This window comes from Stenotrophomonas sp. SY1 (assembly GCF_021202945.1).
In the GTDB taxonomy this organism is placed as follows: Bacteria; Pseudomonadota; Gammaproteobacteria; order Xanthomonadales; family Xanthomonadaceae; genus Stenotrophomonas.
Genome location: NZ_JAJOYR010000001.1, coordinates 526704 through 552151, shown reverse-complemented (window position 1 = coordinate 552151; position 25448 = coordinate 526704). Strand labels below are relative to the sequence as shown.

General features: G+C 64.8%; 23 protein-coding genes and 1 tRNA gene. 6 read left to right on the top strand and 18 right to left on the bottom strand.

The window, feature by feature from the left end; translation table 11 throughout:
* Positions 1 to 99: 99 nt before the first annotated feature.
* Positions 100 to 1170 carry an alpha/beta fold hydrolase gene (locus tag LR961_RS02195; protein ID WP_232146787.1) on the top strand — a complete coding sequence of 357 codons (1071 nt, stop codon included), beginning with the start codon at positions 100 to 102 and terminating at the stop codon, positions 1168 to 1170.
* A gap of 209 nt (positions 1171 to 1379) precedes the next feature.
* Here LR961_RS02195 and rarD read toward each other — a convergent pair whose 3' ends face one another.
* Positions 1380 to 2285, bottom strand: a complete 906-nt coding sequence (gene rarD / locus LR961_RS02190) for an EamA family transporter RarD (protein ID WP_232146786.1) — start codon at positions 2283 to 2285, stop codon at positions 1380 to 1382.
* The gene (gene yedA / locus LR961_RS02185) at positions 2282 to 3181 is read right to left on the bottom strand and encodes a drug/metabolite exporter YedA (protein ID WP_232146785.1); all 900 of its coding nucleotides are present in this window, start codon (positions 3179 to 3181) and stop codon (positions 2282 to 2284) included. The genes rarD and yedA overlap by 4 nt, the downstream gene beginning before the upstream one ends.
* A gap of 209 nt (positions 3182 to 3390) precedes the next feature.
* Between yedA and LR961_RS02180 the strand changes: the two genes are divergently transcribed.
* Positions 3391 to 4722, top strand: a complete 1332-nt coding sequence (locus LR961_RS02180) for an MFS transporter (protein ID WP_232146784.1) — start codon at positions 3391 to 3393, stop codon at positions 4720 to 4722.
* 118 nt (positions 4723 to 4840) lie between these two features.
* Here the strand turns inward: LR961_RS02180 and LR961_RS02175 are convergent, their stop codons facing one another.
* The 4 genes from LR961_RS02175 to LR961_RS02160 all read right to left on the bottom strand — a co-directional run bounded on the left by LR961_RS02175 (position 4841) and on the right by LR961_RS02160 (position 9604).
* Positions 4841 to 6493, bottom strand: coding sequence for a M28 family metallopeptidase (locus LR961_RS02175; RefSeq protein WP_232149163.1), 1653 nt, complete (start codon positions 6491 to 6493; stop codon positions 4841 to 4843).
* A gap of 463 nt (positions 6494 to 6956) precedes the next feature.
* Entirely contained in the window at positions 6957 to 7889 is a 933-nt protein-coding gene (locus LR961_RS02170; RefSeq protein ID WP_232146783.1) for an MBL fold metallo-hydrolase, read from the bottom strand.
* An 85-nt stretch (positions 7890 to 7974) separates the two neighbouring features.
* Positions 7975 to 8268 carry a hypothetical protein gene (locus tag LR961_RS02165; RefSeq protein ID WP_232146782.1) on the bottom strand — a complete coding sequence of 98 codons (294 nt, stop codon included), beginning with the start codon at positions 8266 to 8268 and terminating at the stop codon, positions 7975 to 7977.
* 34 nt (positions 8269 to 8302) lie between these two features.
* On the bottom strand, positions 8303 to 9604 hold the full coding sequence (locus LR961_RS02160) for a tryptophan--tRNA ligase (protein WP_232146781.1): 1302 nt from the start codon (positions 9602 to 9604) through the stop codon (positions 8303 to 8305).
* A 109-nt stretch (positions 9605 to 9713) separates the two neighbouring features.
* Between LR961_RS02160 and LR961_RS02155 the strand changes: the two genes are divergently transcribed.
* Positions 9714 to 10520 (top strand): hypothetical protein, encoded by an 807-nt coding sequence (locus LR961_RS02155; protein WP_232146780.1) that lies wholly within the window; start codon positions 9714 to 9716, stop codon positions 10518 to 10520.
* A 148-nt stretch (positions 10521 to 10668) separates the two neighbouring features.
* On the opposite strand, the gene LR961_RS02150 is transcribed toward LR961_RS02155, so the two are convergent.
* From LR961_RS02150 to birA, 8 genes are all read right to left on the bottom strand, one after another.
* Entirely contained in the window at positions 10669 to 10890 is a 222-nt protein-coding gene (locus LR961_RS02150) for a CsbD family protein (protein WP_232146779.1), read from the bottom strand.
* Positions 10891 to 11092: 202 nt separating this feature from the next.
* Positions 11093 to 11227, bottom strand: coding sequence for an entericidin A/B family lipoprotein (locus LR961_RS02145; RefSeq protein ID WP_232146778.1), 135 nt, complete (start codon positions 11225 to 11227; stop codon positions 11093 to 11095).
* A 54-nt stretch (positions 11228 to 11281) separates the two neighbouring features.
* Positions 11282 to 11434, bottom strand: coding sequence for an entericidin A/B family lipoprotein (locus tag LR961_RS02140; RefSeq protein WP_232146777.1), 153 nt, complete (start codon positions 11432 to 11434; stop codon positions 11282 to 11284).
* A 279-nt stretch (positions 11435 to 11713) separates the two neighbouring features.
* A complete protein-coding gene (gene rocF / locus LR961_RS02135; protein WP_232146776.1) occupies positions 11714 to 12637 on the bottom strand; it encodes an arginase in 924 nt (307 codons plus the stop codon).
* A gap of 205 nt (positions 12638 to 12842) precedes the next feature.
* Positions 12843 to 12918 (bottom strand) — tRNA-Thr (locus LR961_RS02130).
* A 79-nt stretch (positions 12919 to 12997) separates the two neighbouring features.
* On the bottom strand, positions 12998 to 13777 hold the full coding sequence (locus LR961_RS02125; protein ID WP_232146775.1) for an SPOR domain-containing protein: 780 nt from the start codon (positions 13775 to 13777) through the stop codon (positions 12998 to 13000).
* A 9-nt stretch (positions 13778 to 13786) separates the two neighbouring features.
* The gene (locus LR961_RS02120) at positions 13787 to 14524 is read right to left on the bottom strand and encodes a type III pantothenate kinase (protein WP_232146774.1); all 738 of its coding nucleotides are present in this window, start codon (positions 14522 to 14524) and stop codon (positions 13787 to 13789) included.
* Positions 14521 to 15525, bottom strand: a complete 1005-nt coding sequence (birA, locus tag LR961_RS02115; protein ID WP_232146773.1) for a bifunctional biotin--[acetyl-CoA-carboxylase] ligase/biotin operon repressor BirA — start codon at positions 15523 to 15525, stop codon at positions 14521 to 14523. The genes LR961_RS02120 and birA overlap by 4 nt, the downstream gene beginning before the upstream one ends.
* An 84-nt stretch (positions 15526 to 15609) precedes the next feature.
* Here birA and LR961_RS02110 point away from each other — a divergent pair, with 84 nt between their 5' ends.
* Complete coding sequence (locus tag LR961_RS02110) at positions 15610 to 15888, top strand: hypothetical protein (RefSeq protein ID WP_232146772.1); 279 nt, start codon at positions 15610 to 15612, stop codon at positions 15886 to 15888.
* A gap of 11 nt (positions 15889 to 15899) precedes the next feature.
* The gene (locus LR961_RS02105) at positions 15900 to 16628 is read left to right on the top strand and encodes a M90 family metallopeptidase (RefSeq protein ID WP_232149162.1); all 729 of its coding nucleotides are present in this window, start codon (positions 15900 to 15902) and stop codon (positions 16626 to 16628) included.
* Between the two features lie 65 nt (positions 16629 to 16693).
* Here the strand turns inward: LR961_RS02105 and LR961_RS02100 are convergent, their stop codons facing one another.
* From LR961_RS02100 to dusA, 4 genes are all read right to left on the bottom strand, one after another.
* Complete coding sequence (locus LR961_RS02100; protein WP_232146771.1) at positions 16694 to 18121, bottom strand: ATP-binding protein; 1428 nt, start codon at positions 18119 to 18121, stop codon at positions 16694 to 16696.
* 22 nt (positions 18122 to 18143) lie between these two features.
* Entirely contained in the window at positions 18144 to 18827 is a 684-nt protein-coding gene (locus LR961_RS02095) for a response regulator transcription factor (RefSeq protein WP_232146770.1), read from the bottom strand.
* Positions 18828 to 18899: 72 nt separating this feature from the next.
* Positions 18900 to 19271 (bottom strand): hypothetical protein, encoded by a 372-nt coding sequence (locus tag LR961_RS02090; RefSeq protein ID WP_232146769.1) that lies wholly within the window; start codon positions 19269 to 19271, stop codon positions 18900 to 18902.
* Between the two features lie 193 nt (positions 19272 to 19464).
* Positions 19465 to 20508, bottom strand: coding sequence for a tRNA dihydrouridine(20/20a) synthase DusA (gene dusA / locus LR961_RS02085; RefSeq protein ID WP_269670531.1), 1044 nt, complete (start codon positions 20506 to 20508; stop codon positions 19465 to 19467).
* A gap of 622 nt (positions 20509 to 21130) precedes the next feature.
* On the opposite strand from dusA, the gene LR961_RS02080 reads away from it, so the two are divergent.
* Entirely contained in the window at positions 21131 to 25369 is a 4239-nt protein-coding gene (locus tag LR961_RS02080; protein WP_232146767.1) for an ESPR-type extended signal peptide-containing protein, read from the top strand.
* Positions 25370 to 25448: the final 79 nt, after the last annotated feature.

Sequence of the window (25448 nt, the reverse complement as noted above, 5' to 3'; positions counted from 1 at the left end):
CGAATACAGCACAACGGTCACATGGATGTAATGCAAACGCGGTAGCAGCGGCCAGGGACGGCCGCTACGGTAGCCGGCTCCCACAATCCGGACCCGGCCATGCTTCGATCGCTGGCACTGGCCGGCGTCTGCGTGATGCTGGCTGGCTTTGCTCTCTCCTCCCCCGTGCCACCGCTCTCACTCAGTGAGCGGCTGGCTGCACCGGGTGGCACCTCGCCACTGGTCCCCACCGAACGCATCGATGCGCTGCTCGCACGCCTGCCGCACCACCAGGGCAGTGTCAGCGGCAGCGATGGCGTGGCATTGCATTGGGTTGCCTTCGATCCCGGTGACTACCGCCTGGACTACCGCTATCTGGGCAAGGGCCAGCAGTTCCCCGAGTTCTCGATGGAAGCCTCATCGCCGGCAACCTCCGACACCGCACCGCACGGCACGGTGATCCTGCTGCACGGCTGGATGATGGACGGCGGCTCGCTGCTGCCGTGGGCGCTGGAGCTGGCGCAGAACGGCTACCCCACCATCGCCCTGGACCTGCGCAACCACGGCCGTTCAGGCCATGCGCCTTCCGGTTACGGCACGCGCGAAGGCGCGGACGTGGTGGCTGCCGTGCAGGCGTTGAAGGCGCAGGGCCAGATCAGCGGCCCGGTGCATCTGCTTGGCGTTTCCTATGGCGCGGCCACGGCGATCTTCGCCGCGCGTGAGCTTGGCCCGCAGCTGAGCAGCGTGGTGGCGATGGAGTCCTTCGACAACGCTGGCCAGGCAATCCGCACGATGGTGCCGCACATGTTGTCCAAGCCACCGGAACGTCTCAGCGATTACGTGGCATTGCCCTTGGCGCGCTGGCAGTACGGCGGACGCGGGCTGGACGAGGCCATTGCCGCAGCCGACCGCAAGCTGGGCATCGATCTGGATCAGGTGGACGTCGGTCAGGCGCTGGCACAGGTCCCTGCCTGCGTGCTGCTGGTGCATGGCCGCGACGATGAGCACATCCCGGTCGCGCAGGGCCGCGCCCTGGCTGCAGCCGCGCCGCATGCGCGCTATCTGGAAGTGGAAGGCGAAGATCACCTGACCCTGCCGATGCGGCTGGACCGTCTTTCCGGCGTGGTCAACGACTGGTTTGGCGGTGCCGGTGACAACGGTGAGTGCCGGACGCCCAGCGCACTGGGATGAAATCCCGGCGGGCGCTTCTGCGGGGCAACTGCCTTACCCCTCCCCAACCCTCCCCTCCGCCTTCGGCGCAAGGGAGGGAGCAGAAGCGGTCCGCTACAGACCGACCGAGCACATGATCCACCCCCTCCCTTTGGCCGTAGGCCAAGGGGAGGGCTGGGGAGGGGTGCTTGAAAGCTTTCAAGCTTTCAAGCCTTCAAACCTTCAGACCCTCAACCCACCGCAGCCCGCGCCTTCGCAGCTGCGCGCCAACCGGCCAGCGCAAACACCACCAGGCCGGCCCAGATGAAGGCAAAACCCACCAACCGGTCCATGCCGAACGGCTCACGGAACACCAGCACGCCGCACAGGAACTGCAGGGTTGGGCCGATGTACTGCAACAACCCCACCACGCTCAACGGAATCCGTCGCACGCCGTAGGTGAAGGCGATCAACGGCACCGCACTGACCGCACCGGACGCCACCAGCAACGCCAACGTGCCCCAACCCCAGCCGCCGGTGAAGAAGCCACCGCCGTGCCCGGCTTCGGCCCACAGCACCCAGGCCAGCGCCGGCACGAACAGGAACAGGCTTTCCATGCCGATGCCGGCCACCGGCTCAACCGGGGTCAGCTTGCGCAGCAGGCCGTACAGTGCGAACGAGATCGACAGGCCAATGGCAATCCACGGCACGCGCCCGCCCTGCCAGGTCAGCCACGCCACGCCCAAGGCCGCCAGGCCCACCGCCAGCCATTGCAGCTTGCCCAGGCGCTCGCCCAGCACCACCACGCCCAGCAGCACGCTCAGCAGCGGGTTGATGAAATAGCCCAGGCTGGTCTCAACCACGTGGCCGGCATTCACCGCCCAGATGTACAGGCTCCAGTTGAAGCCGATCACCATGCTGGCCAAGCCCAGCAACCAGAACGTACGCGGCACCGAGCGGATCTGCTTCAGCCACGCCAACCGCTCGCGCATGAACAGCAGCACGAACAACAGCACCGCGCTCCACACGATGCGGTGGGCGATGATCTGGTCCGACGGCACCTGCTTGAGCAGGTGCCAGTACAGCGGGAACAGGCCCCAGATGACGAAGGCCAGCGTGGCGGCCCACAGGCCATTGCGATATTCGTTGGAACTCATGCGCGGCGTATCCGGGCAAGGGTGATGACCACGACGCCGGCCAGGATCACCGCCATCGCACCAAGATCGGACACGCTGAAACGCTCATGCGCGATCCACGCGCCCAGCGCCACCGCGATCACCGGGTTCACATAGGCATAGCTGCCGGCGAGCACGGGCCGCACGTTCTGCAGCAGCCACACATATGCGGTGAAGGCGACGATGGAGCCGAACACGGTCAGGTAGCCCACCGACAATACGCCCTGCAGCGTCGGCCAGGCTTCCACGCGCTCGCCACGCAGCAGGCCCACGGCAACCAGGATCACGCCACCGCACAGCATCTGCCCGGCCGCAGTCATGAACGGCGACGGCAGGTCACGTCCACGCGACCAGATCGAACCGGCCGCCCAGCCCAGCGGCGCGATCAGCAGAAACACCAGCCCCTTGGGCGTTGCGGTCAGCGTGCTGCCGGCGTTGAGCCAAACCACGCCGACGAAGCCGATGGCGATGCCCAGCCACTCGCCGCGCGTCACCTTGTCGCCACGGAACGCGGAGAACAGCGCCATCCACAGTGGCACCGATGCCACCGCCACCGCTGCAAGGCCCGAGGACACGTCGCGCTCGGCCATCACCACCATGCCGTTGCCGAAGAAGAGTAGACACAGGCCCATCACCGCCAGGGTTGGCCATTGCGCACGCGTCGGCGCGGCCATGCCACGCCAGCGCAGGAAGGCGTAGAGCACGCCGCCAGCGATCACAAAGCGCGTGCCGGAGATCACCGACAACGGCGGCAAGCCGCTTTCAAGCGCCAGATGAATGCCCAGATAGGTAGAGCCCCAGACCACGTAGACCAGGAACAGAGCCAATACGACAAGGCCGCCTCTGGGGGCAGCCGACGTGGTTTCAGGTGGGGACATGGGGCGCACCGCCATCAGGGGAATGCGAATTCTAGGCCACCGTGCCGCCAGTTATCAGTACGGAAAACGGCATGCTGTTTTCGATGCCCCCCTGCCAAGTCATTACATCGCCTCACATCCAGCTGCGGTACGGTAACGCGCATGGCTGCGCGCCCGGATGGTACCGGCGCATGGCCCGTCCCTGCCTTGCACGCGAGAACCCCGGACGCATGAGTACCTCCACCGTCTCCCCGACCCTGGCCGAACGCAGCGCCCTGCGCCGGTCCATTTCCAACACCCTCAAAGGTTCGGCCGGCAATCTCGTCGAGTGGTATGACGTCTATGTCTACTCGGTGTTCGCCATCTACTTCGAATCGCAGTTCTTTTCGGCCACCGACAAGAACTCCACGATCTACATCTGGGCGATCTTCGCCGCCACCTTCCTGATGCGGCCGATCGGCGCGTGGTACTTCGGCCGTTTCGCTGACCGCTATGGGCGTCGGCTGGCGTTGACGGTTTCAGTGTCGGTGATGGCTGGCTGCTCGTTTTTGATCGCCATCACACCCACCGCCTCGCAGATCGGCGGCGCGGCGGCGCTGATCCTGCTGTTCGCGCGCCTGCTGCAGGGTTTCGCCACCGGTGGCGAATACGGCACCAGCGCCACCTACATGTCCGAAGCGGCCATTCCCGGGCGTCGCGGCTTCCTGTCCTCGTTCCACTACGTGACCCTGGTCGGCGGGCATGTGCTGGCGCAGCTGACGTTGCTGGTCATGCTCAGCTTCTGGGACAAGCCCGACATCTCCGCCTGGGGCTGGCGCGTGGCGTTCGGCATCGGCGGCATCGCTGCGATCGTGGTGTTCTGGCTGCGCCGGAGCATGGACGAATCGCTGCAGGCCGAATCCATCGAAGCAGCGAAGGAAGGCCGCGCCAAGGCGTCCGGTTCGATGTACGAGCTTTTCGTGCACCAGTGGCGCCCACTGCTGCTGTGCTTCCTGATCACCGCCGGTGGCACCGTGGCGTTCTACACGTACTCGGTGAACGGGCCGAAGATGATCCAGAGCGCCTTTGCCGGCGATGACGTGATGACCGGCACGCTGATCAACCTGGGCGTGCTCAGCTTCCTGATGGTGCTGCAACCACTCGGCGGCTGGCTGTCGGACATCATCGGCCGCAAGAGCCTGCTGGTGTTCTTCGGTATCGGCGGCGTGCTCTACACCTGGTACATGGTGACCCGCCTGCCGCAGCAGCACGATGCATTGGCCGCGTTCGTGACGTTGGCCGTGGCCTTCGTCATCCTCACCGGCTATACCTCGATCAACGCGGTGGTGAAGGCCGAACTGTTTCCCACGCATGTGCGCGCACTGGGCGTGGGCTTTGGCTATGCGCTGGCCAACTCGTTGTTCGGCGGCACCGCGCCCTTGCTGTATCAGGGCGCATTGAAGACCGGCCACGTGGACCTGTTCGCGATCTACGTCACCGTGGTGATCGCGGTGTCGCTGGTGGTCTATGTGTTCTTCCTGAAGAACAAGGGCCCGAACTGGCTGGACGGAACCAGACAGTAAGTCCGGATGCGACAACAGCTTTCGATTCCTGTTGTTGCTGCTGCCAGACTGCCCTGCGGTTAAGCCATCATTCCCGTGCAGGCGGGAATGACGGCTTGAAAGGCAGAAAGCAGAAAGCTCAACGCCTCAACGCGTCACTCGCTTCGCGCGCGGCCTCGAACTCGGCACCCTTGTCCCACTGCGGCCACTGGCGGCTGTTGGCCAGTTCCAGGCCCAGGTCGTAGACCAGCAATGTGTCAGCGGCCAGGCCACGTGCATCCCATTGCGGCGTCCACGCATCGCAGGCCTGGTGGTAGCACTTGGCGAAGTAGGCATCACGCAGCGCGCGACCGGCAGCCACGCCACCGTCAAGCTTGTCCAGGCCGGCACCCACGGTGATCGCCGGCACGCCCTTGCGGGCGAAGGCGAAGTGGTCGGCGCGGTAGAAGAAGCCCGCTTCAAGATTCGGGTCCGGCGACCAATGCCGGCCACGCGCCTTGGCCACGCGGTCCACGTCGTTTTCCAGCGACACACGGCCCTTGCCCCAGGTGGCGATGTCGGCGGTTTCGCCGTCCGGGCTGAACATCTCGATGTTCAGCACCGCTGCGGTGGTTTCCAGCGGCGCCAGCGGGTGCGCGGCGTAGTAACTGGCACCGAGCAGGCCCTTCTCCTCGGCGGTCAGTGCCAGGAAATACAGACTGCGCTGCGGACGCGGGCCGGCAGCGAACACACGCCCCAGCTCCAGCACCGAGGCAACACCGGTGGCGTTGTCGATGGCGCCATGACGCACGGTCTGGCCGCTGGCATCGGGCTGGCCGATACCGAAGGCGTCCCAATGCGCGGAGAAGATCACCGATTCCTCCGGGTGCGTGGCGCCTTCCAGCTTGGCAACCACGTTGCGGGTCACCACGCGCTCGCGCTTGACCCGGAAACTCGTGGACAAACGCGCATCACCCAGCTCCACCGGACGGAAGTCGGCCTTCATCGCCTTGCGCTTTTCGGCCTCGAAATCCAGCCCGGCCGCACTGAAGATGCGTTCGGCCAGAGACCGCTGCATCCAGCCACGCACCGGCGTGTGCGCAGCCAATGCTTCTTCCTGGCTGCGTTCGATATCGAACAGCGCCGAGGTACCCGACGCCTTCACCGTCGCCCACGGGTACGCCGCACCGGCCGTCTCGTGCACGATCAGCACGCCTTCGGCGCCGCGCCGCGCGGCCTCCTCGAACTTGTAGGTCCAACGACCGTAGTAGGTCACCGCCTTGCCATCGAACGCACCCGGAGCATCCGCCTCGAAGTCGGCGTCGTTGATCAGCACCACCGCGATCTTGCCGCGCAGGTCCACGCCCTTGTAATCGTCCCAATGACGCTCCGGTGCGGAGATGCCATAACCGATGAACACCAGCGGCACATCCTTCTGGTCGACCACACCCAGCGGGCTCAGGCTCTGCAGCGTGACGTCCTCGCCGTTGACCAGCGGCTGCGACTTGCCACCCAGCGACAGGCTGGCAGTCACCTCACCATTGACCGTAGCGCGCACCAACGGCACTTCCTGCACCCAGCTGCCGTCCTTGCCGCCCGGTTGCAGACCTGCCTTGCGGAACTCCTCGACCAGGTAATCGACGGTGCGCTGCTCGCCATTCGTCGCCGGTGCGCGGCCTTCGAATTCATCCGACGCCAGGATGCGCACGTGCCGCGACAGCGCTTCCGGATCGATGCCACCGCCGGGCAGGTCGTTGGCCGCATTGGCGATGCCACCGACGAACAGGCAGGACGAGAGCAACAGGATGCGCATCGGGTTCACGGCAAATACCAGAGCTACGGGCAGAGCCACGAATTCTAAGGCGAAAGACCATAACTGGGGGAACGGAAGCAAAGCGGGCAACCAGCTTGGGATGGCCCCGTCTCCGACATGTGGAAGAAGCGGATGCAGAACGCCGGCTATCTCGAACTACCTCGTCTCCGATACGCGAGAGAAGCGGATGCGAAGTGCCGACCATCTTGAACTGTCCCTTCTCCCGCCTGCGGGAGAAGGTGGTGCGAAGCACCGGATGAGGGCGCTTTTCAGCTTCAGGTTCTGATTTCCGCTCTGGACTTTTCGTCATCGCACGGCGCAACACAAAAACCCAAAGCGCCCCATCTGCCCTTCGGGCAGCTTCCCCCGCAAGCGGTGGAAGGGATGGATCAAAAAAGTGGTTTTCGGCCCGACGGTCGCACGCCTCTATCACCCTGCAACCGCACGCCTGCCTTCCGCCGATTCACCGCTTGTCCCGCTCCAACCAGCAGACCAGACCTTGCGCATTGAGTTCGATATCCATCGCCAGCACCCGCAGCACACCGGCATCATCCAGTGCGCACTCGTGCCTGCGGGCACGTGCCACGTACAACGCACCCAATGCAGAAACCAGTGCGTCATGCCGGTCATCGGCTTTCTCGTACTGGCGCGCAATGCCGACCATCTCGTCGATCTGCTCATGCAGGTCACCGGCCAGCCGCGCGACGTCCTGCACACGCCCGTAGTGGGTCAGGTACATGGCCTTGGGCGCGCGCGTCATCAGCCGATCAATCGAGGCATGCAGCGCTTCCGGCTCGAACTGCACCGGCGAGGACGTGGGAACGATGAACGGCCCGCGCTCGCTGTCCAGCTCGCGGTAGGACAGACCGAACGTATCGCCGGTGAACCAGCTGCGGCTGGTTTCGTCCCACACACAGAAATGATGGCGGGCATGGCCGGGCGTATCGACGCACAACAACGCACGTCCGGCCAGGGACAGCTGATGGCCGTCGCCGGCAATCACCACACGCGCTTCCGGCACCGGCACGATCGTCCCGTAGCTGCGCGCCATCTCCGCCTCGCCATACACGGCGGTGGCACCGGCAATGAGCCGGGCCGGATCGATCATGTGCGGCGCACCGCGCGGATGCACCACCAATCGGGCGTTGGGCAGTTCCTGCAGCAACGCACCGGCGCCGCCGGCGTGGTCCAGGTGTACGTGGGTGACGATCAGCCAGTCGATGTCGGCTGGTTGCAGACCCGCCTGCGCGGCACAGGCCAGCAACCTGGGAACGGCGTGACTGGTGCCGCAGTCGATGAAGGCACCGCGCCCTTCATGCGCGATGAGATAGGCCGCGTCGAAATGGTCACGCTGGAACGCGGTGTCGATGGTGTGAATGCCAAACTCGACGGACATCGGCGCAACTCGCTGAGGGGACCATCGCCGATCGTGCCAGTCACCCGGCATGGGTCACATTGAACCTTGGTCGCAGATGCCCGGCTCAGCGCTGCAGCACGCGCGGGCGCAGCAGCAGCGCCAGCACCATCACCACCAGGAAGCCGCCATAGGCGTACAGCACCGCCATGATCTGCTTCCACAGCCCATCGGCCACTTCGGCCGCACCCACACGATAGCCCCACAACATCAGGCCGATGCTGACCAGCAATGCCAGCAACAGCATGCCCGCGTCGTACAGCGTGCGCGCACGGTGCCGGGGCTGACGTGGAAACCACCAGTACAGCGCGGCCATCACCCCGAACCAGGGAAGGAACAACAACAACGACAACCAGGCCATCGACGTGCTCCTTTCCCCTGTGGGCAATCCCGGGTCAATCCTTGGCGGCGGCCTCGCGCAGTGCCTGCAATGCAGTCAGCACCGGCTCCAGTTCACCTTCGATCTTGAACAGCTCGCTCTGCAGGGCATCGCCCTGCTCGGCCTGCTTGATCACCGCGATCAGCTGGCCGGCATCGCGCGGCGAGTCAAAGCCTTCGCTCTGGATCAGCAGTTCGCCTTCGCCATCGAGCAGCTTGAAGTAGAAGCGGCCGTCCTTCTCGCGGTACTGCTTGAACAGCGGCAGCGCAGCCTTGGCCACGGACTCGGTCTTCTGCGCCTGGCCGATGCTGGACAGATCACGCAGGCCCACCGCATCACGCAGCTCCTTCAGCAGCGGAATGGCGAACTGCTCACGCAGTTGCTGGCCGCGCCTGCGCAGCAGCGCTTCGATCTTGGCCGGCTCGGCCATCAGCGCGTTGTAACGCTCGCGCAGCGGTGCCAGTTCGGTGTCCATGCGCTCGAACACCTGCGCCTTGGCTTCACCCCAGGCGATGCCATCAGCGAAGGCCTGCGCGAACGCAGCGGTCTGCTCCGGCGTGGCAAAGGCCTGGTACATCTGGAACAGCGCCGAGCCTTCGGTGCTCTTGGGCTCACCCGGTGCACGCGAATCGGTGAGCACCGAGAACACCAGCTTCTTCAGCTCCTCGCGCGGGGCGAACAGCGGAATCACGTTGTCGTAGCTCTTGCTCATCTTGCGGCCGTCCAGGCCCGGCAAGGTTGCCACCGCCTCGTCGATCACCGCTTCGGGCAGCACGAAATAATCCTTGCCGTAGACGTGATTGAAGCGCTGGCCGAAATCGCGCGCCATTTCGATGTGCTGGATCTGGTCGCGCCCCACCGGCACCTTGTTGGCGCCAAACACCAGGATGTCGGCGGCCATCAGCACCGGGTACATGAACAGCCCGGCGGTGACGCCGGCATCCTCATCGATGCCTTCCTCGCGGTTCTTGTCCACCGCCGCCTTGTAGGCATGCGCGCGGTTGAGGATGCCCTTGCTGGCCACGGTGGTCAGGTACCAGGTCAGCTCGGTGATTTCCGGGATGTCGCTTTGCCGGTAGAACCACACCTTGTCCGGGTCCAGCCCTGCGGCCAGCCAGCTGGCAGCGATTTCCAAGGTCGAACGCTGCACACGCAGCGGGTCCTGGGTGTTGATCAGGCTGTGCAGGTCGGCCAGGAAGAAGAAGCTTTCGGTGTCGGCGGCACGGCTGGCGGCGATGGCCGGGCGGATGGCGCCCAGGTAATTGCCGATGTGCGGGGTGCCGGAGGGCTTGATGCCGGTAAGGACGCGGGTAGTCATGAACAAAAACGTGACGAAAGGATGAACCGGCCCAGTGTAACCCCCATGGCGCAACCCCGCTGGCCGCCCCTGGCCGTTCATTGCCTCGTCCCCCGTCCAGGAGCCTGCCATGTACCGCATATTCGCCAGTGTGTTGACGGTCCTTGCCTTGTGCGGGTTCCGGCCGGTGCCACCGCCTCTGGACGGCCCGGTGGTGCTGTCGGTCATCGACCGCGACGACGGCGGGGAGCTGGAGCAGTACCCGCACCGCGGCCAGGCCTGGGTGACCGGCACGCCGGGGCACCGCTACAGCGTGCGCCTGGAAAACCGCAGCGGTGAGCGCAAGCTGGTGGTGCTGTCGGTGGACGGGGTCAATGCCATCACCGGCCAGACCGCCTCCCCGGCCCAGTCCGGCTATGTACTGGAGCCCTGGCAGAGCAGCGAAATCAGTGGCTGGCGCAAATCCAACGCTGAAGTGGCGCAGTTCGTGTTCACCCGCCACAGCGACAGCTACGCCAGCCGCACCGGTCGCCCGACCGACGTTGGGGTGATCGGCATCGCCGTGTTCAACGAACAGCGCCGCCCGCCGATGTACGACGTGCGTCCGTTGCCTGCTCCCTACCCGGCACCACGCGCCCAGGCCGAAAGCGCGGCCAGTGCCGGAAGCCGCAGCGCCGATGCCTCCACGTCGGCCTACGGCAAGGCCGAGACCCAGCGCCAGCGACTGGGCACCGGCCATGGCGAACGCGAGTGGTCGCATTCGTCCTTGACCAGCTTCGAGCGCGCCAGCCGCACGCCAACGCAGATCAGCCAGGTGCGCTACGACGCACGTTCGCGCCTGGTGGCGATGGGCATCGTTCCGCGTTACATGGACAACAACTCGCCGCAGGCGTTTCCTGGCAGCTTCGTTCCTGATCCGCCGGCACGCGGCCGTTGACCCGCATCGGCCCGTAGCGCCGAGCCATGCTCGGCGGAAGCCTTCGCGGCCATGTCATCGCCGAGCGCGGCTCGGCGCTACCCATCCAATGGCAGCAATGAAACGGGCCGCATCGCTGCGGCCCGTTTTCCTTCAGGCTACCGCTGCGTCAGTGGTAGTCGGGATAATCCTTGTGCAGCGCCTTTTCAAAGTCGCGCACTTCGTTCTCTGCACGGTCCTTGGCCCAGCCATAACGTTCCTGCAGGCGACCGGCCAGGTACTCAGCGTTGCCTTCGGCCACCTTCATGTCGTCGTCGGTCAGGTCGCCCCATTGCGCCTGCATCTTGCCCTTGAGCTGGGTCCACTTGCCGGAAATGATGTCTTTGTTCATTGCGCTTTTCCTCATGCAACGCGGTTGATCCGCGTGTGGCCAGCATGAGGCAGCGCATGTTGCCGCAAGGTCCAGTTTCCGTTGCCTTGTACTGATGATGTTGAATGCGTCTTCAGCTTCGCACGCCGTCACGCACATTCATGACATGGAAAAGGCCGGCAATGCCGGCCTTTTCGTGTATGCGTGCATACGCGCGGAAACATCAGCGCTTGGCGGCATCCTCAACTTTTTCCCCTGCCTTCTGCACATCCTTGCCGGCACCAGCGACGGTGTTGCAGCCAGCGAGCACCGCAACCGAGAACAGTGACAGCAACATCAACGCAACCAAACGCTTCATGTTTTTCTCCAGTTGTTGGTATCACGAATTAAGCGACGGGGTGGACCGCATGATTCAGCACTTGCCGTCGCTGCAATCCTTGGCCTTGTCTTCCACCTTCTCACCGGCCTTCTGCACATCCTTGCCGGCGCCAGCTACGGTATTGCAGCCACTGAGGGTTCCGACCGAAAACAGTCCAAGCAGGGCGAGCATCATCAAACGTTTCATCGTGTTGCCTCCTTCATGGGTCTGGCGAGCATCGGCTGCGATGGAGCCACAACCTGCATGACCGCGCGTGGAAGGAAATCTGGCCGTTGCGATGTTCAGGGCGCGTGAACGCCTGACGCTGCCATTCAGTCAGGTGTGGATGATGTCAGTGGACGGCAGGCGGGAGGCATCGCAGACCTGCCGTCAGATCGTCATTCCCGCACGAACGGGAATGACGATCCGCCATATGGCTGTACTGGCTGATGCGCACCTGCCCGGGGCGCGGCCCTTCAACGCAACTCAGACATCGCGCATCAACGTCGATTTTCCGAACAGGCTTTCCACCAGGTCCACCGCCAGTTCCGCAGTTCGGTTCTGGTGATCGAGCAGCGGATTCAATTCAACGATGTCCAGCGAGCCCATCAAGCCGGTGTCGGCAATCATCTCCATCACCAGCTGCGCTTCGCGGTAGTTCACCCCGCCCGGCACGGTCGTGCCTACGCCCGGCGCGATGCTTGGGTCCAGGAAGTCCACGTCAAAGCTCACATGCAGGTGCGTGTTCGCATCAACGCCAGCCAGCGCCGCTTCCATGGTGCGCTTCATGCCGGCCTCGTCGATGTAACGCATGTCGTAGACATCGACCTTGTGATCCTTGATCAGCCGCTTTTCTTCCGGGTCCACCGAACGGATGCCGATCTGATGCACCTGCTTGGGTGAAATGGCGGGCACGGTTCCGCCCAAACGCGTCAGCTCGTCCGGCCCCAACCCGCACAGACAGGCCACCGGCATGCCATGGATGTTGCCCGAGGGCGTGACATCGGAGGTGTTGAAGTCCGAATGTGCATCCAGCCAGAGCACCCGCAACTGCTTGCCGTGCTCGCGGCACCAGCGCGCCACGGCGGTGATCGAACCGATGCCCAGGCAATGATCGCCGCCGAGCATGATCGGCATGTGCCCGGCACTCAGCTCGGCATAGGTGGCTTGCATCAGCGCGTGATTCCACGCCACCACTTCATCCAGGTGGCGGTAGCCGTGAACCGGTCCGGTCCATGGATTGCGCGGCCCGTCGAGGTTGCCCAGGTCCCGTACTTCCACGCCACGCGCAATCAGTGCTTCGGGCAGCCCGGCAATGCGCAACGCCTCCGGCCCGAGACGCGCACCACGATGGCCGGCACCAATATCGGTAGGCACACCGATCAGCGAAACAGGGCGAAAACTGGCCATCACCATCTCCATTGCAAATGAAAACAGTTTAGCCAGCCGCCACGCGAACAGCCTGCGGCGGTGCAGCAGGCCGCAACGGAATGAAGTGCGTTAGCCGGGGACAACGTGCGACTGGGTTCGGGCGTCGCAACAGGCACGCGCCAGCCGGGCGAGGATGCCCCCAACCCAACCGCGTAGCCTTCAGGAGCGCCGAAGATGGCGAAAGTGGTGCCGCTTATCCGAATCGAACGGATGACCTACTGTTTACAAGACAGTTGCTCTACCAGCTGAGCTAAAGCGGCATGTTGCAGTTACCGGCGGAGGCGTTGCGCCTGACCGGCGGCGGCGCGGTTACCCGGCGGCCAACAAGCGGGCGCCATTCTAGCGCAGACGTGCGCAATCAAGCGATTGTTGTTGGCCGGCGCCGGTGCGTTGCTGCAGCGCCGCTGGCGTGACGCCAGCCCGCATGGCCACGTCCAGCCACCAACCCGGTGGGATCTCGTTGCCATTGGCTGCCAACCGGGCCGGGAAGCCGGCTGCTTCCAGCGAACTCAGCCGCCGCTGCGCGCCTTCGCGGTTGCGGTACTGGCCCAGCGCCACGGCGTTGGCTTCCTCGCCTTGGGAGACGATGAAGTAGTCGCTGAAACCCGCCTCGACGATGCGTTTGGCGGTGGCCTGCGCCTCTTCGCGGGTGGCTGCCGGGGCGATGAACACGCGATAGCTGCTGGCCGGCTTGCCCGGTGTCTCACGCGTGCGCGAACGCAGGGCATCGGCACCGAGCGCAGCAATGGCGGCCTGCGCCTTGGCCGCATCGGCAAACGGGCCGAGGCTGACGCACTGCTCGGGCACCGGCTTGGCCGGCGGCGTTGCAACGTCAGGCGGCGTGGCCGGCTCGATTGCCGGTTTCGCGGCGACGGCGGCGGGCGCTGCTGTGATCGCTGCCAGCGCGTTTCCCGTGCTGGCGTTCGCTGCGTCCGCAGCGGCAGTGCTGACCGCCACTTGCGGAGCGGCAGTGGCCGGCCCCGGCAGCAGTTCAAGCGTTGCCACGCCGGGTTCGGTGGAAACCGGTGCAGATGCTGCCTGCGGACGCGGTGCCAGCCACCACAGCGCGACGCCGACATTCAGGACGGCAAGGATGACGATCAGGAAACGGGTAAGCATGGCGTGATCCTACCGTTCGCCGGTGCGGTGATGCACCGCCCATCGCGCCAGACCGTCGAGCACCAGGGACGGCCGGTAGGCAGCATCGGGCAGCAACGGCAGCAGTTCCGGCGCCCCGCCGCCATGCACCAGCAACTGCGGGGGCGTACCCAGCAGCTCACCGGCATGACGCAGGCTGCGTTCGACCAGGGCCACCGCCGCGCCGACACAACCGGATGCCAGTGCATCGGCCGTGTCGTTGGCGAACTCTGCGTAATCTCCGCCCGTGGCAGGCAGTTGCACCGCACGAGCATGCAGCGCCTCGCGCATCAACGTGGGCGAAGCACCGATGCGTCCCCCGCGGTGCAGCCCGTCGCCATCCATCAGGTCAATGGTCAGGGCCGTGCCGACGCCAACCACAAGCACCGGCTGCTGCGCCTGCGCGGCAGCCAGCAGCGCAAGGAAGCGATCGACACCCAGCTTCTCCGGCCGCGCGTAAGCCACGCTGACGCCGGCACTGTGCGCCTGCGTGTGCGCCACCAGCACCTGGCTGAAGCGCTCGCGCAGCAGCGTCATCACCTTTTCGGTCAATGCCGGCGCCGCGACGCTGGCCACCCAGGCGGTGTCACCGCGCGGCAGGGCTTCCAGCGCGCTGGCGGTCATTGTCTCGGCGCCATGTGCCCAGGCCTGCACGCTGCCTACGGTCACACCGCTGAGCGGGGCGAACTTGAAACGGGAATTGCCCAGGTCGAACAACCAATCGCTCATGCCGCCCTCACGCTGACTTCGCCGGCATGGAAATGGGTTTCCACCTCGCCCATGCGTACTTTCAGTGCGCCGTCCTCGGCCAGGCCACAGGCCACGCCCTCGTGCATCACGCCGGCTTCCTCCACGCGCACTCCCCGCCCCTGCAATACGTCCATTGCCGCATAGCGCGGCAGGAAGGGAGCAAGCCCCTGCTGTTCAAACTGCTCCAATGCCGGCAGCAACGCCGACAGCAAGGCCGTCACCACCGCATTGCGCGATACCGGCGCGCCGGCCAGCGTATCCAGATCAGTCCAGGGTTGAGTGATGTCCGTGGCGGCCGTCACCGGCATACGCACGTTCAGGCCCAGTCCGATCACCGCCCGTGCCGGGCCGGCGAATTCGCCGCCCCCCTCGACCAGCAGCCCGCCCAGCTTGCGCCCGTCCACCAGCACATCGTTGGGCCACTTCAGGCCCGCGCCTGCAAACCCCAGCGCATGCAGCGCTTCCACCACCGCCACGCCCATGGCCAGGCTCAGCCCGCCCATCCGGGACAGCCCGCCGGCGAAGGCACGCGACAGCGATACATAGATATGTGCGGCCAGCGGCGAGGCCCAGTGGCGGCCACGACGACCGCGTCCACCGGTCTGGCGCTCGGCCAGCAACACGGCAACACCGCGCAAAGGCGCGCTGCGTTGCAGCAATTCGGTGTTGGTGGAGGCCAGAGACCAGTCGATATCCAGGCTGGCCAGCATCGTCTGCACCGCGTCGGGCAGGCCGCCTTTGATGCGCGCGGCGTCCAGCAGCTCCAATGGCTGCCCCAGCCGGTAGCCATCCCCGGCCCGGCCGTGGATCTCCACGCCAGCGGCGCGCAGGCTCTGTATACGCTTCCAGACGGCTGCGCGGGTCAGCCCCAGCTCGCGGGCCAGGGCGTCGCCGGACAGCGCGCCGGCACCCAGCTTGGCCAGCAGTTGGCGGTCATCCACAGCAGTTCTCTCCCGACAGACCGGGAAATTATGCGTCATGCCCTCCGGGGCGCCCAGCAGGCTATCCAATTCAGGCAAAAAAGCAGGCTAGAATCGGGGGCTCGCCTGCTCTGGATGTTGACGATGCGCCACCTTGCTCATTGCCTGATCCTGTTGCTGGCGCCGGTTGCAGCGCAGGCTTCGGATGCGCCCGACGGCGCTGGCCGGAGCGGCTGTAGCTACGCCCCGGCCGAAGTGGAGCGCGTGGCGGTTCCGGCCGCATCGGTCAACATCGCCAATTCGGCCCCGCCGGCCCCGGCCAAGACCAAGCCGGCGCAGTCTGCCGGCGGCGGTGATGACGAGATCATCCCGCGCCTGCGCGCGCCGCGCTGGCACCGCATGCTGCCCGGGATGTTCCGCTGATCCAGTCGTTCCTGCGCTGGTGGCAGCGCACTCCCGTTTCCGTTGACGAAACCATCTGGCAGCACGTTCGCCAGCAATGTCCGTGGCTGCATGCACTGCAGCCCGCACAGGAAACCCGGCTGCGTGAATTGACCGCGCTGTTCCTGCGCAACAAGACCATCACCCCGGTTGCCGGGCTGGAACTGGATCAGACCCAGCGCATGCTGCTGGCCGTATTGTGCTGCCTGCCGTTGATGGAATTCGGTCGCGAAGGCCTGCATGGCTGGTCGGAACTGGTGGTCTACCCCGACGCCTTCCGCGTGCAGCGCAGCCACATCGATGCCGCTGGCGTGCTGCACGAATGGGATGACGAACTGATCGGTGAATCCTGGGACAGCGGGCCGTTGATCCTGTCCTGGGCCGATGTGCAGGCCGACATCGCCGACCCGCATGCAGGCTTCTGCGTGGCCGTGCACGAAATGGCGCACAAGCTTGATGCCCTGGACGGCGCGATGGACGGCACGCCGCCGCTGCCACGCGATTGGCAACGGCAATGGGCGCACGACTTCCAGCACAGCTACGACCAGTTCTGCGCGCAGGTCGATGCCGGCGAAGAAACTGCCATCGATCCTTACGCTGCAGAAGCGCCCGAGGAATTCTTCGCGGTGGTCAGCGAGTACCACTTCTCCGCACCCGCACTGCTGGAGCAGCAGATGCCATTGGTGGCCGCGCATCTGCGCAGGTTCTACGGCCCGCGCTGACAAGTCATGTAGCGCCGGGCCATGCTCGGCGGATGCTCTACCGGGAAGCCCAACGCCTTCGTCGATCAGATGCCCGGCGGCAACGTGACCTCAAACCGCGCACCGCCCAGTTCGGTGGAACGCTTGACCTGCAACTGGCCACGATAGGCCTTGATCAGGTCCTGCACGATCGACAGGCCAATGCCGTGGCCCTGCACGCGCTCATCGCCGCGCACGCCACGCTGCAGCACCTTGGCGATGTTTTCATCTGCGATGCCGGGGCCGTCATCGTCCACCGCCAGCGCCAGACCGGCACGACGGCCGGGGGTGCTCGGAATGGGTTTGGCGGTCAGCAACACGCGGCGTTTGGCCCACTTGAAGGCGTTTTCCAGCAGGTTGCCCAGCAGCTCCTGCAGGTCACCCGGCTCGCCGTAGAAACTGACGCCCGGCTCCAGCTCGAACTCGCACAGCACGCCCTTGCTGGCGTAGACCTTTTCCAGCCCGCGCACGATTTCCTCGGCACTGGTTTCGATCGGCACCGGTGCGGAGAACAACTTGTGTCCCGAAGAGGCCGCGCGTGCCAACTGGTAGGACACCAGGTTGTTCATGCGCTGCACCTGCGCGCCTACTTCCTCGCGCAGTTCCTGCTCGTTGCTGCTGCCGCTGTCCAGCTGCGTGCGCAGCACCGCCAGCGGTGTTTTCAGACTGTGTGCAAGGTCGGCCAGCGTGTTGCGCTGACGTTCGAGGTTTTCGCGCTCGCTCTCGATGAAGGCGTTGATGCTTTCGGTCAACGGCTCCAGTTCGCGCGGGTGCATCTCGCTCATGCGCTCACGCTCACCGCGCTGCACCTTGGTCAGTTCGTTGATGACGCGTTTGAGCGGGCGCAGGCTCCATTGCAGCACCAGGGTCTGCAACAGCAGCAGGATCAGGCCGGTGACACCCAGCCAGAACCACACCGCGCCACGGAACACCCGCAACTGCCGGCCCAGCGCGCGTGAATCCTCAAGCACGTAGATCGTGTACGGGAACTCGGCTTCCGGTGCGCCATCACCGCCCCACACCAGGCCCATGCCGTAGCGGTAGACCTCGCCTTGGGAGCCGTCGATCTGGGTGATCGGCAGCGGGCCTTCGAATACTTCCTCGCGCGGCTGCAGCATGTGGCCACTGACGTCGGGCAGCATCGGCCCTTCAGCGGACATCGAGTTGCCGTAGCCACCAGGCATCACCACCTGCAGGTACAGGCCGCTGCCGGGAATATCGAAACGCGGGTCCGGCGGCTGCTCGCGGATATACAGCGAGCGGTCGCGGGTGAAGTCGATGCCACCGGCATAGGCGGTGGCGTAGTTCTTCAGGCGTTCACTGAGATTGGCGCGGGCGGTGTCGGCGAACATCGCATTGAGCGCGTAGCCGGCCAATGCCAGGAACGCCACCAGCCCCACCGAGGCAGCCAGCAGCTGGCGTGCCTGCAAAGAGCGAGGCCGCCAACGCTTCAATAGCCACTGACGGCCCGTCATGCCACTACGCCCCTGACGGGGCTCAGCCTTCGTTGCGCGGGATCGCGAAACGGTAACCGCGACCGCGCACGGTTTCGATCGGCTTCAACTCGCTGTCCGGGTCCAGCTTCTTGCGCAGGCGGCCGATGAAGACCTCCAGCACGTTGGAGTCGCGGTCGAAATCCTGCTGGTAGATGTGTTCGGTCAGATCGGCCTTGGAGACCAGTTCACCGGCATGCATCATCAGGTACTCGAGCACCTTGTACTCGTAGCTGGTCAGGTCGACGTTGCTGCCGCTGACGCTGACCGTCTGCGCGGCCAGATCCAGTGCCACCGGGCCGCATTCCAGGGTCGGCTTGGACCAGCCGGCGGCGCGACGCAGCAGCGCGTTGACGCGGGCCAGCAGCTCTTCGACGTGGAACGGCTTGACCAGGTAATCGTCGGCGCCCTGCTTCAGGCCTTCGACCTTGTCCTGCCAGCTCGAGCGCGCGGTCAGGATCAGCACCGGGAATTTCTTGCCCTCATCGCGCAGCGCCTTGATCAACTCCATGCCCGACATCTTGGGCAGGCCCAGATCGATGATGCCCACGTCGAACGGCACTTCGCGGCCCATGTACAGGCCTTCCTCGCCATCCTGCGCCGCATCCACAGCGAAACCTTCGCGCTTCAGGCGGGCCGCAAGGGTTTCCCGCAGCGGGGCTTCGTCTTCAACCAGAAGGATACGCATGAACTCTCCCTAGTAACTTGGGCCGGCCATCAGCCGGCGTGTGTATGCGGAACGCGGAACAACTATCGCTGTTCAGGAGTTATCGCCGCGTGGTGGCAACTCGGCCCGGGGCCCGCGGGGGCCGCTCCGGCTGGGTTGCGGGTCATCCATGTAGCGCACCCGTCCGCGATCATCCATGTATTTGACACGATTGATGTCGCGACCATCGTAAGGCACGCGCTCCACGCCGAGGATGCGACCACCCGTTTCCCGCTGTACCCGACGCACCGCGTCGGACAGCGATCGGTCGTTGGCCTGGCGGGCAACCCGTTCGGCCGCCGGCGGCGGAGTACGGGCAAGTTCCGGCTGCACCGGTTGAGCCGAGACCACGGCCACGCCCGAACCGGCCACAGCCAGGCTGGCGGCAAGGGTGAGGAACAGGCGACGACAGGAGAGCGGCGGCATGGGACTGATCCTAACGGACTGCGGAGCAACGTTCAAAATCCGTAAAGGAGCGCCTGAAAATATCTTTCATGGCCCTTACGAAACTGAGCCAAATTCTTGATTTTTAGGGGTGAATCTGGTCTGAACCCTACCCCTTGCCATTTGCCCTGTTCAGCTAGATGACCGGATATATGGCCCTGCACCCGCCCCCGGTTCAGGCGACCCGCGCCGCCTGCTCACCGGTTACCCGCAATGCCTGCTCCAACAGGCCCCAATCCGCCCCCGGAAGGTGCGCTCCCTCGCTGAGGATCTGCCGGAACGCCCGACCACCGGGCTGGGAATGGAACAGCCCCAGCAGGTGCTTGGTGATGTGCTTGAGCGACAGGCCGCCAGCCAGTTGTGCCTCCACGTAGGGGCGCATCTGCTGCAACAGTTCCTCGCGGGGGCGCAGCGGCGCGCCGGTCTGCGCGGCTTCCAGCGCATGCAGCACGTAAGGATCGTGGTACGCGGCGCGGCCCAGCATGACCCCGTCCAGGTGCTGCATGTGTTCCTGTGCGGCCTGCACGGTGGCGATGCCACCGTTGAGCACGACGGGCAGCGACGGCCGTTCCTGCTTCAGGCGATAGGCCCAGTCGTAGCGCAGCGGCGGGATTTCGCGGTTTTCCTTCGGCGACAAGCCCTTGAGCCAGGCATTGCGGGCGTGCACCACCACCATCGCCGCGCCAGCCTGCACCTGGCGGTCGACGAAACCGGCGAACAGCTCGTAATCGTTGTCTTCGTCCACACCCAGGCGGCATTTGACCGTGATTGGGATGCCCACCGCCGCGACCATCGCCGCCACGCACTCGGCCACCAGCTCCGGCTCACGCATCAGGCAGGCGCCGAAGCGCCCGGCCTGCACACGGTCGGAAGGACAGCCGCAGTTGAGGTTGACCTCGTCATAGCCCCAATCGGCGGCGATGCGCGCGGCCTGCGCCAACGCCGCCGGTTCGCTGCCGCCCAGTTGCAACGCCAGCGGATGTTCAACGGCGTCGTAACCCAGCAGGCGCTCGCGGTGGCCATGGATGACCGCATTGGCGTGAACCATCTCGGTGTACAGCCGCGCGCCCGGCGCCAGGATGCGGTGGAACACCCGGCAATGCCTATCGGTCCAATCCATCATTGGCGCAACGGAAAGCCTCAACGAGGCGTCATAACGCGTGCCCTCACCGTGTGGCGATGGGGTCAGGGGCAGGTCGGGATGTGCGTTTACGGCCATTCGGATCGACTTCAAAAACGAGGCATTCGCCAGCGACCAGCCGCCGATGCAAATGCGGCACCAGCGATCGTGGCAAACAGGGGCCAATAGGGTACACGCGTGCCGGCCTTCCCACCGGAATGGCCTGCGCCGCGTTCATTCAGCTTTATTGCTAAGGACTGCGCCCGAGCCATTCGTTGCGCAGCTCCGCATAGGCAGTCCGGCAACGGGAAGCAGGTCATGGCCACCCCAAAACTGCATCGCGTGTTTCGACATTCGGCCAGATGAACCGATGCCCGGCCTGATCGTGCAAACGCATTCGGCCACTGACGCCAAGTTAAAACGCACGCCCTCTCCATGACATCCATGACGACGAGGCCAAGGCGTTGCATCAGCACCTGGGCACAGGCGTTTCCCTAGACACACAGCGAAGCGGATTCCTCCACGCGATCACGTGAAAAGGCGGTGCGAAATGACTTTCGGACCAGGCCTATTCAACGGATTTGGATCGGCAACTACCGTGGCGTCCCTGCCTGCAGGGGACATGTTTTTCCCATTGCACGCGACTCCAATTTCCGCGTGCGCGCTGCTCCGGCGCCGCCCATTCAACCACTGCAGATGCATCGGATCTGCAGCAGATCAGGTGACCAACTTCGTGAACATCATCTACAAGCTTGTGTGGAATTCGACCCTGGGCGCTTTCATGGTGGCCAGTGAGTTCGCATCCGGTAAGGGCAAGCGCAGTCGTGCAGCTATCCGCGATCGTCGGACGGCAACGAGTGCGCTCGCGACATGCATCGCGATGCTGCTGCTTCCGACTGCGGTACTGGCCGACAACACCAAGCTGGGGACCGGTGCTGTCGCTTCGGGGACCTCGTCCAACAACACTGCGATCGGCTTCAACGCACAATCCATTGGCAACATGTGGGATATCGGCGGCGGTGGCAACCGCCGTATAGACGGCCTAGGGCTGAACATCACTTCAAGTTCCGCTACGGTCGGCGGAATTGCACTAGGTGACACATCCAAGGCAGCGGATGCCGGCTCCATCGCTCTTGGTGGCCGCTCCCTCGCCAGCGGCATCGGTGCGTTGGCCACCGGCACTTACTCCAATGCATTGGGCCGTAACAGCATCGCCCACGGCTCCGGTTCATACGCCAGCGGCATCCAGGCCATTTCCTTCGGCACGTTCTCCGTGGCCAATGCTGCGCGTGCGGCCGCATTCGGCACCAATGCCACTGCCACCGGCTCCGACGCCACCGCCATCGGCACCTCATCGACCGCCAGCGGCGCCCGCGCCATCGCATTGGGCTCGGCGCTGAACGGGGGCTCGGACACTACCGATACCAAGCAGAACATCACCGATCAGACGCGCGCGGCGGGCACCGATTCGATCGCCGTGGGCACGTCGGCCAGCGCTGCCGGCAACGACGCCATTGCCATGGGCCGTGCAGCAAGCGTGACCGTCAAGAACGCCATCGCCATCGGCGCCAATGCCAGTGCCACGCATGAGGGCAGCGTGGCACTGGGCGCAGGTAGCACCACCACTGCCAATCTCGGCGCGGCCGCATACACCTCCCAGTCGGGTGCACTCCTGGTGGGCGCGGTTGCAACGGGTGAAGTCTCGGTCGGCTCGGCAACCCAGAAGCGCCGCCTCACCAATGTCGCCGCCGGCGCCGAAGGCAGTGATGCCGTCAACGTCAGCCAGCTCCAGGCAGAGGTCAGTAAATCAAACGTAACCGCCGCCGGGATTGCCGCCGCAATCGGCGGAGGCGCTGCTTATGACGCTGATACCGGCGCGTTCATCGCTCCCTCCCTCACGGTGGCCGGTCAGCCGGTAGGCAACCTCAGCGATGCGATCACCCATATCGACGGCCGCACGTCGTCCAACACGACCGCCATCGATGCGCTGACCACCGATCTCACCAATGGCGCCGTCGGTCTGGTCAAGCAGGATGCCGATTCGAAGGCAATCACCGTGGCCGCTGACACGGCCGGCTCGTCGGTGAGCATTGCCGGTACCGATGGCACCCGCTCGCTGACTGGCGTGAAGGCTGGTGCGTTGTCCGCTGACAGCGAAGAGGCCATCAACGGTTCGCAGTTGTTTGCCACCAACAACATGGTGTCCGCACTGGATACCCGCATGGGTACCGCTGAAGGCAACATCACCAGCCTGGACGGCCGCTTGACCTCCGCCGAGGGTGACATCACTTCCATCAACAGCGATCTCACCAACTTGGGGGATCGCGTCACCGTCGCCGAGGGCAACATCACCACGGTGCAGGGCGATATCTCCACGATCAACACCAACATCACCAGCATGCAGGGTGATATCACCAGCCTGGACAACCGCATCACGCTCAACGAAGGCAGCATCACCTCGCTGCAGGGCGACATCAGCACCATCACTACCAACCTCAACAACGGCAGTGTGGGTTTGGTGAAGCAGGATGCCGATTCGCTGGACATCACCGTGGCTGCAGACACCGCCGGCACCTCGGTGAACTTCGCCGGCACCGATGGCGCCCGCGCCCTGACCGGTGTGCAGGCGGGCGCTTTGGCCGCCGACAGCACCGAGGCCGTCAACGGCTCGCAGCTGTTTGCCACCAACACCAATGTGACCGCACTTGGCGGCCGCATGGACACCGCTGAAGGCAACATCACAAGCTTGGACGGTCGCATGACCTCTGCCGAAGGCAACATCACCACGGTGCAGGGCGATATCAGTTCGATCAATACCAACATCACCAGCATGCAGGGTGATATCACCAGCCTGGACAACCGCACCACGCTCAACGAAGGCAGCATCACCTCGCTGCAGGGCGACATCAGCACCATCACCAACAACATCAACAACGGTAGCGTGGGTTTGGTGAAGCAGGATGCCGGCTCGCTGGACATCACCGTGGCTGCCGACACCGCCGGCACCTCGGTGAACTTCGCCGGCACCGATGGTGCGCGCGTCCTGACCGGTGTGCAGGCGGGCGCTTTGGCCGCCGACAGCACCGAGGCCGTCAACGGCTCGCAGCTGTTTGCCACCAACACCAATGTGACCGCACTTGGCGGCCGCATGGACACCGCTGAAGGCAACATCACAAGCTTGGACGGTCGCATGACCTCTGCCGAAGGCAACATCACCACGGTGCAGGGCGATATCAGTTCGATCAATACCAACATCACCAGCATGCAGGGTGATATCACCAGCCTGGACAACCGCACCACGCTCAACGAAGGCAGCATCACCTCGCTGCAGGGCGACATCAGCACCATCACCAACAACATCAACAACGGTAGCGTTGGCCTGGTGAAGCAGGATGCCGATTCACTGGACATCACCGTGGCTGCCGACACCGCCGGCACCTCGGTGAACTTCGCCGGCACCAACGGCGCGCGCACCCTCACTGGCGTGAAGGCGGGCGGGCAGGCGCTCGATGCGGTGAACGTTGCCCAGTTGCAGGCGCTTGCAGCCGGCATGGGCGGCGGGGCCGCAGTCAATGCCGATGGCTCGATCACGGGCCCGAGCTATGTGGTGACCAACGCCGATGGCTCGACCACTACCGTGACCAGCATGGGCGATGCCATCACCCACATCGACGACCGCGTAGCTGACAACAGCACCCAGATCGGCGAGCTGACTACACAGCTCAGCGACGGATCGGTCGGCCTGGTCAAGCAGGATGCCACCACTGGCGACATCACGGTTGCCGGCGACAAGGCTGGCAGCAGCGTGAACTTCGCCGGCTCCCAGGGGGCACGCGTACTGGATGGCGTCGCCAATGGTGCGGTGGGCGCGTCCAGCCTGCAGGCCGTCAACGGTGCGCAGCTGCATGGCGTGAGCCAGTCCGTTGCCACCCACCTGGGCGGTGGCGCGACGGTCAATGCCGACGGTTCGATCTCCGCACCGAGCTACTCGGTGGGTGGCAAGACCGTCAGCACCATCGGCGATGCCGTGGCCAACATCGATGGTCGCACCACACAGAATGCCAATGACATCACCGAGCTGAAGGCCGGCATGGGCGACATCAGCGGTAGCGTGGCCGGTATCAATGACCGCATCGATGCCGTCAACAACAGTGTGGGCCAACTGGACAACCGTGTCAGCCAACTGGAAACCACCATTGCCGACGGAAGCTTCGGTGCTGGCGGCATGATCAGCAGCAACATCGGCGATGGCACCGAGCAGCTCGCCCTGGCCTCGGGTGAGGGCGCGTTGGCACTGGGCAACGGTGCCGTGGCCTCCGGCAAGGACAGCACCGCATTGGGCAACAACAGCCAGGCCACCGGCAGTAATTCGGTTGCTCTGGGCAACGGCTCGGTTGCCAGCCGCGACAACAGTGTATCGGTGGGTTCAGTGGGTCAGGAGCGTCAGCTGACCAATGTCGCCGCCGGCACCGAAGACACCGATGCGGTGAACGTCGCCCAGCTCAAGCAGACCGTGCGTTACGACCAGAAGTCCGACGGCAGCACCGACTACAGCCATGTCACGCTCGGTCATCAGGGCACACCGGTGACCATGTCCAACGTGGCACGTGGCCGCGTCAGTGCCGACAGCACCGACGCCATCAACGGCTCGCAGCTGTACGACTGGACGATGAACCGCAACAACGAGTTCAGCAACGCCAGCCTGGCCTACCGCATCGGTGAGTTGGAGCGCAGCATGCATGCCGGTATCGCCACCGCGATGGCAGCGCGCCAGGCACCTTATGTGGCCGGCAGGGTTACCTACTCTGTGGGTGCCGCCACCTACAAGTCGCAGGGTGCGGTTGGCATCAGCAGCCGTTACACGGCTGAAAGCGGCCGCTGGAGCCTGGAAGGTGGCTTCTCCAAGAACGGCGACGGCTCCGGTGCCTACGTTGGTGTCAGCGGCGTGCTGGGCGACTGACGCGCGGCGCAGGTCATCATCTGCAACAGGCAAATGCCCCGGCTTGTCCGGGGCGTTTGCTTTCTATCGGATGGGAAAG

Coding starts and splice junctions, on each gene's coding strand:
- LR961_RS02110 (WP_232146772.1), top strand. CDS start 15,610: ATGCGCCACCTTGCTCATTGCCTGATCCTGTTGCTGGCGCCGGTTGCA.
- LR961_RS02175 (WP_232149163.1), bottom strand. CDS start 6,493: ATGCGCATCCTGTTGCTCTCGTCCTGCCTGTTCGTCGGTGGCATCGCC.
- yedA (WP_232146785.1), bottom strand. CDS start 3,181: ATGTCCCCACCTGAAACCACGTCGGCTGCCCCCAGAGGCGGCCTTGTC.
- LR961_RS02095 (WP_232146770.1), bottom strand. CDS start 18,827: ATGCGTATCCTTCTGGTTGAAGACGAAGCCCCGCTGCGGGAAACCCTT.
- LR961_RS02120 (WP_232146774.1), bottom strand. CDS start 14,524: ATGAGCGATTGGTTGTTCGACCTGGGCAATTCCCGTTTCAAGTTCGCC.
- LR961_RS02100 (WP_232146771.1), bottom strand. CDS start 18,121: ATGACGGGCCGTCAGTGGCTATTGAAGCGTTGGCGGCCTCGCTCTTTG.
- LR961_RS02180 (WP_232146784.1), top strand. CDS start 3,391: ATGAGTACCTCCACCGTCTCCCCGACCCTGGCCGAACGCAGCGCCCTG.
- dusA (WP_269670531.1), bottom strand. CDS start 20,508: ATGGCCGTAAACGCACATCCCGACCTGCCCCTGACCCCATCGCCACAC.
- LR961_RS02150 (WP_232146779.1), bottom strand. CDS start 10,890: ATGAACAAAGACATCATTTCCGGCAAGTGGACCCAGCTCAAGGGCAAG.
- LR961_RS02125 (WP_232146775.1), bottom strand. CDS start 13,777: ATGCTTACCCGTTTCCTGATCGTCATCCTTGCCGTCCTGAATGTCGGC.
- LR961_RS02145 (WP_232146778.1), bottom strand. CDS start 11,227: ATGAAGCGTTTGGTTGCGTTGATGTTGCTGTCACTGTTCTCGGTTGCG.
- LR961_RS02195 (WP_232146787.1), top strand. CDS start 100: ATGCTTCGATCGCTGGCACTGGCCGGCGTCTGCGTGATGCTGGCTGGC.
- LR961_RS02090 (WP_232146769.1), bottom strand. CDS start 19,271: ATGCCGCCGCTCTCCTGTCGTCGCCTGTTCCTCACCCTTGCCGCCAGC.
- LR961_RS02155 (WP_232146780.1), top strand. CDS start 9,714: ATGTACCGCATATTCGCCAGTGTGTTGACGGTCCTTGCCTTGTGCGGG.
- LR961_RS02170 (WP_232146783.1), bottom strand. CDS start 7,889: ATGTCCGTCGAGTTTGGCATTCACACCATCGACACCGCGTTCCAGCGT.
- LR961_RS02160 (WP_232146781.1), bottom strand. CDS start 9,604: ATGACTACCCGCGTCCTTACCGGCATCAAGCCCTCCGGCACCCCGCAC.
- rocF (WP_232146776.1), bottom strand. CDS start 12,637: ATGGCCAGTTTTCGCCCTGTTTCGCTGATCGGTGTGCCTACCGATATT.
- birA (WP_232146773.1), bottom strand. CDS start 15,525: ATGACGCATAATTTCCCGGTCTGTCGGGAGAGAACTGCTGTGGATGAC.
- LR961_RS02140 (WP_232146777.1), bottom strand. CDS start 11,434: ATGAAACGTTTGATGATGCTCGCCCTGCTTGGACTGTTTTCGGTCGGA.
- LR961_RS02165 (WP_232146782.1), bottom strand. CDS start 8,268: ATGGCCTGGTTGTCGTTGTTGTTGTTCCTTCCCTGGTTCGGGGTGATG.
- rarD (WP_232146786.1), bottom strand. CDS start 2,285: ATGAGTTCCAACGAATATCGCAATGGCCTGTGGGCCGCCACGCTGGCC.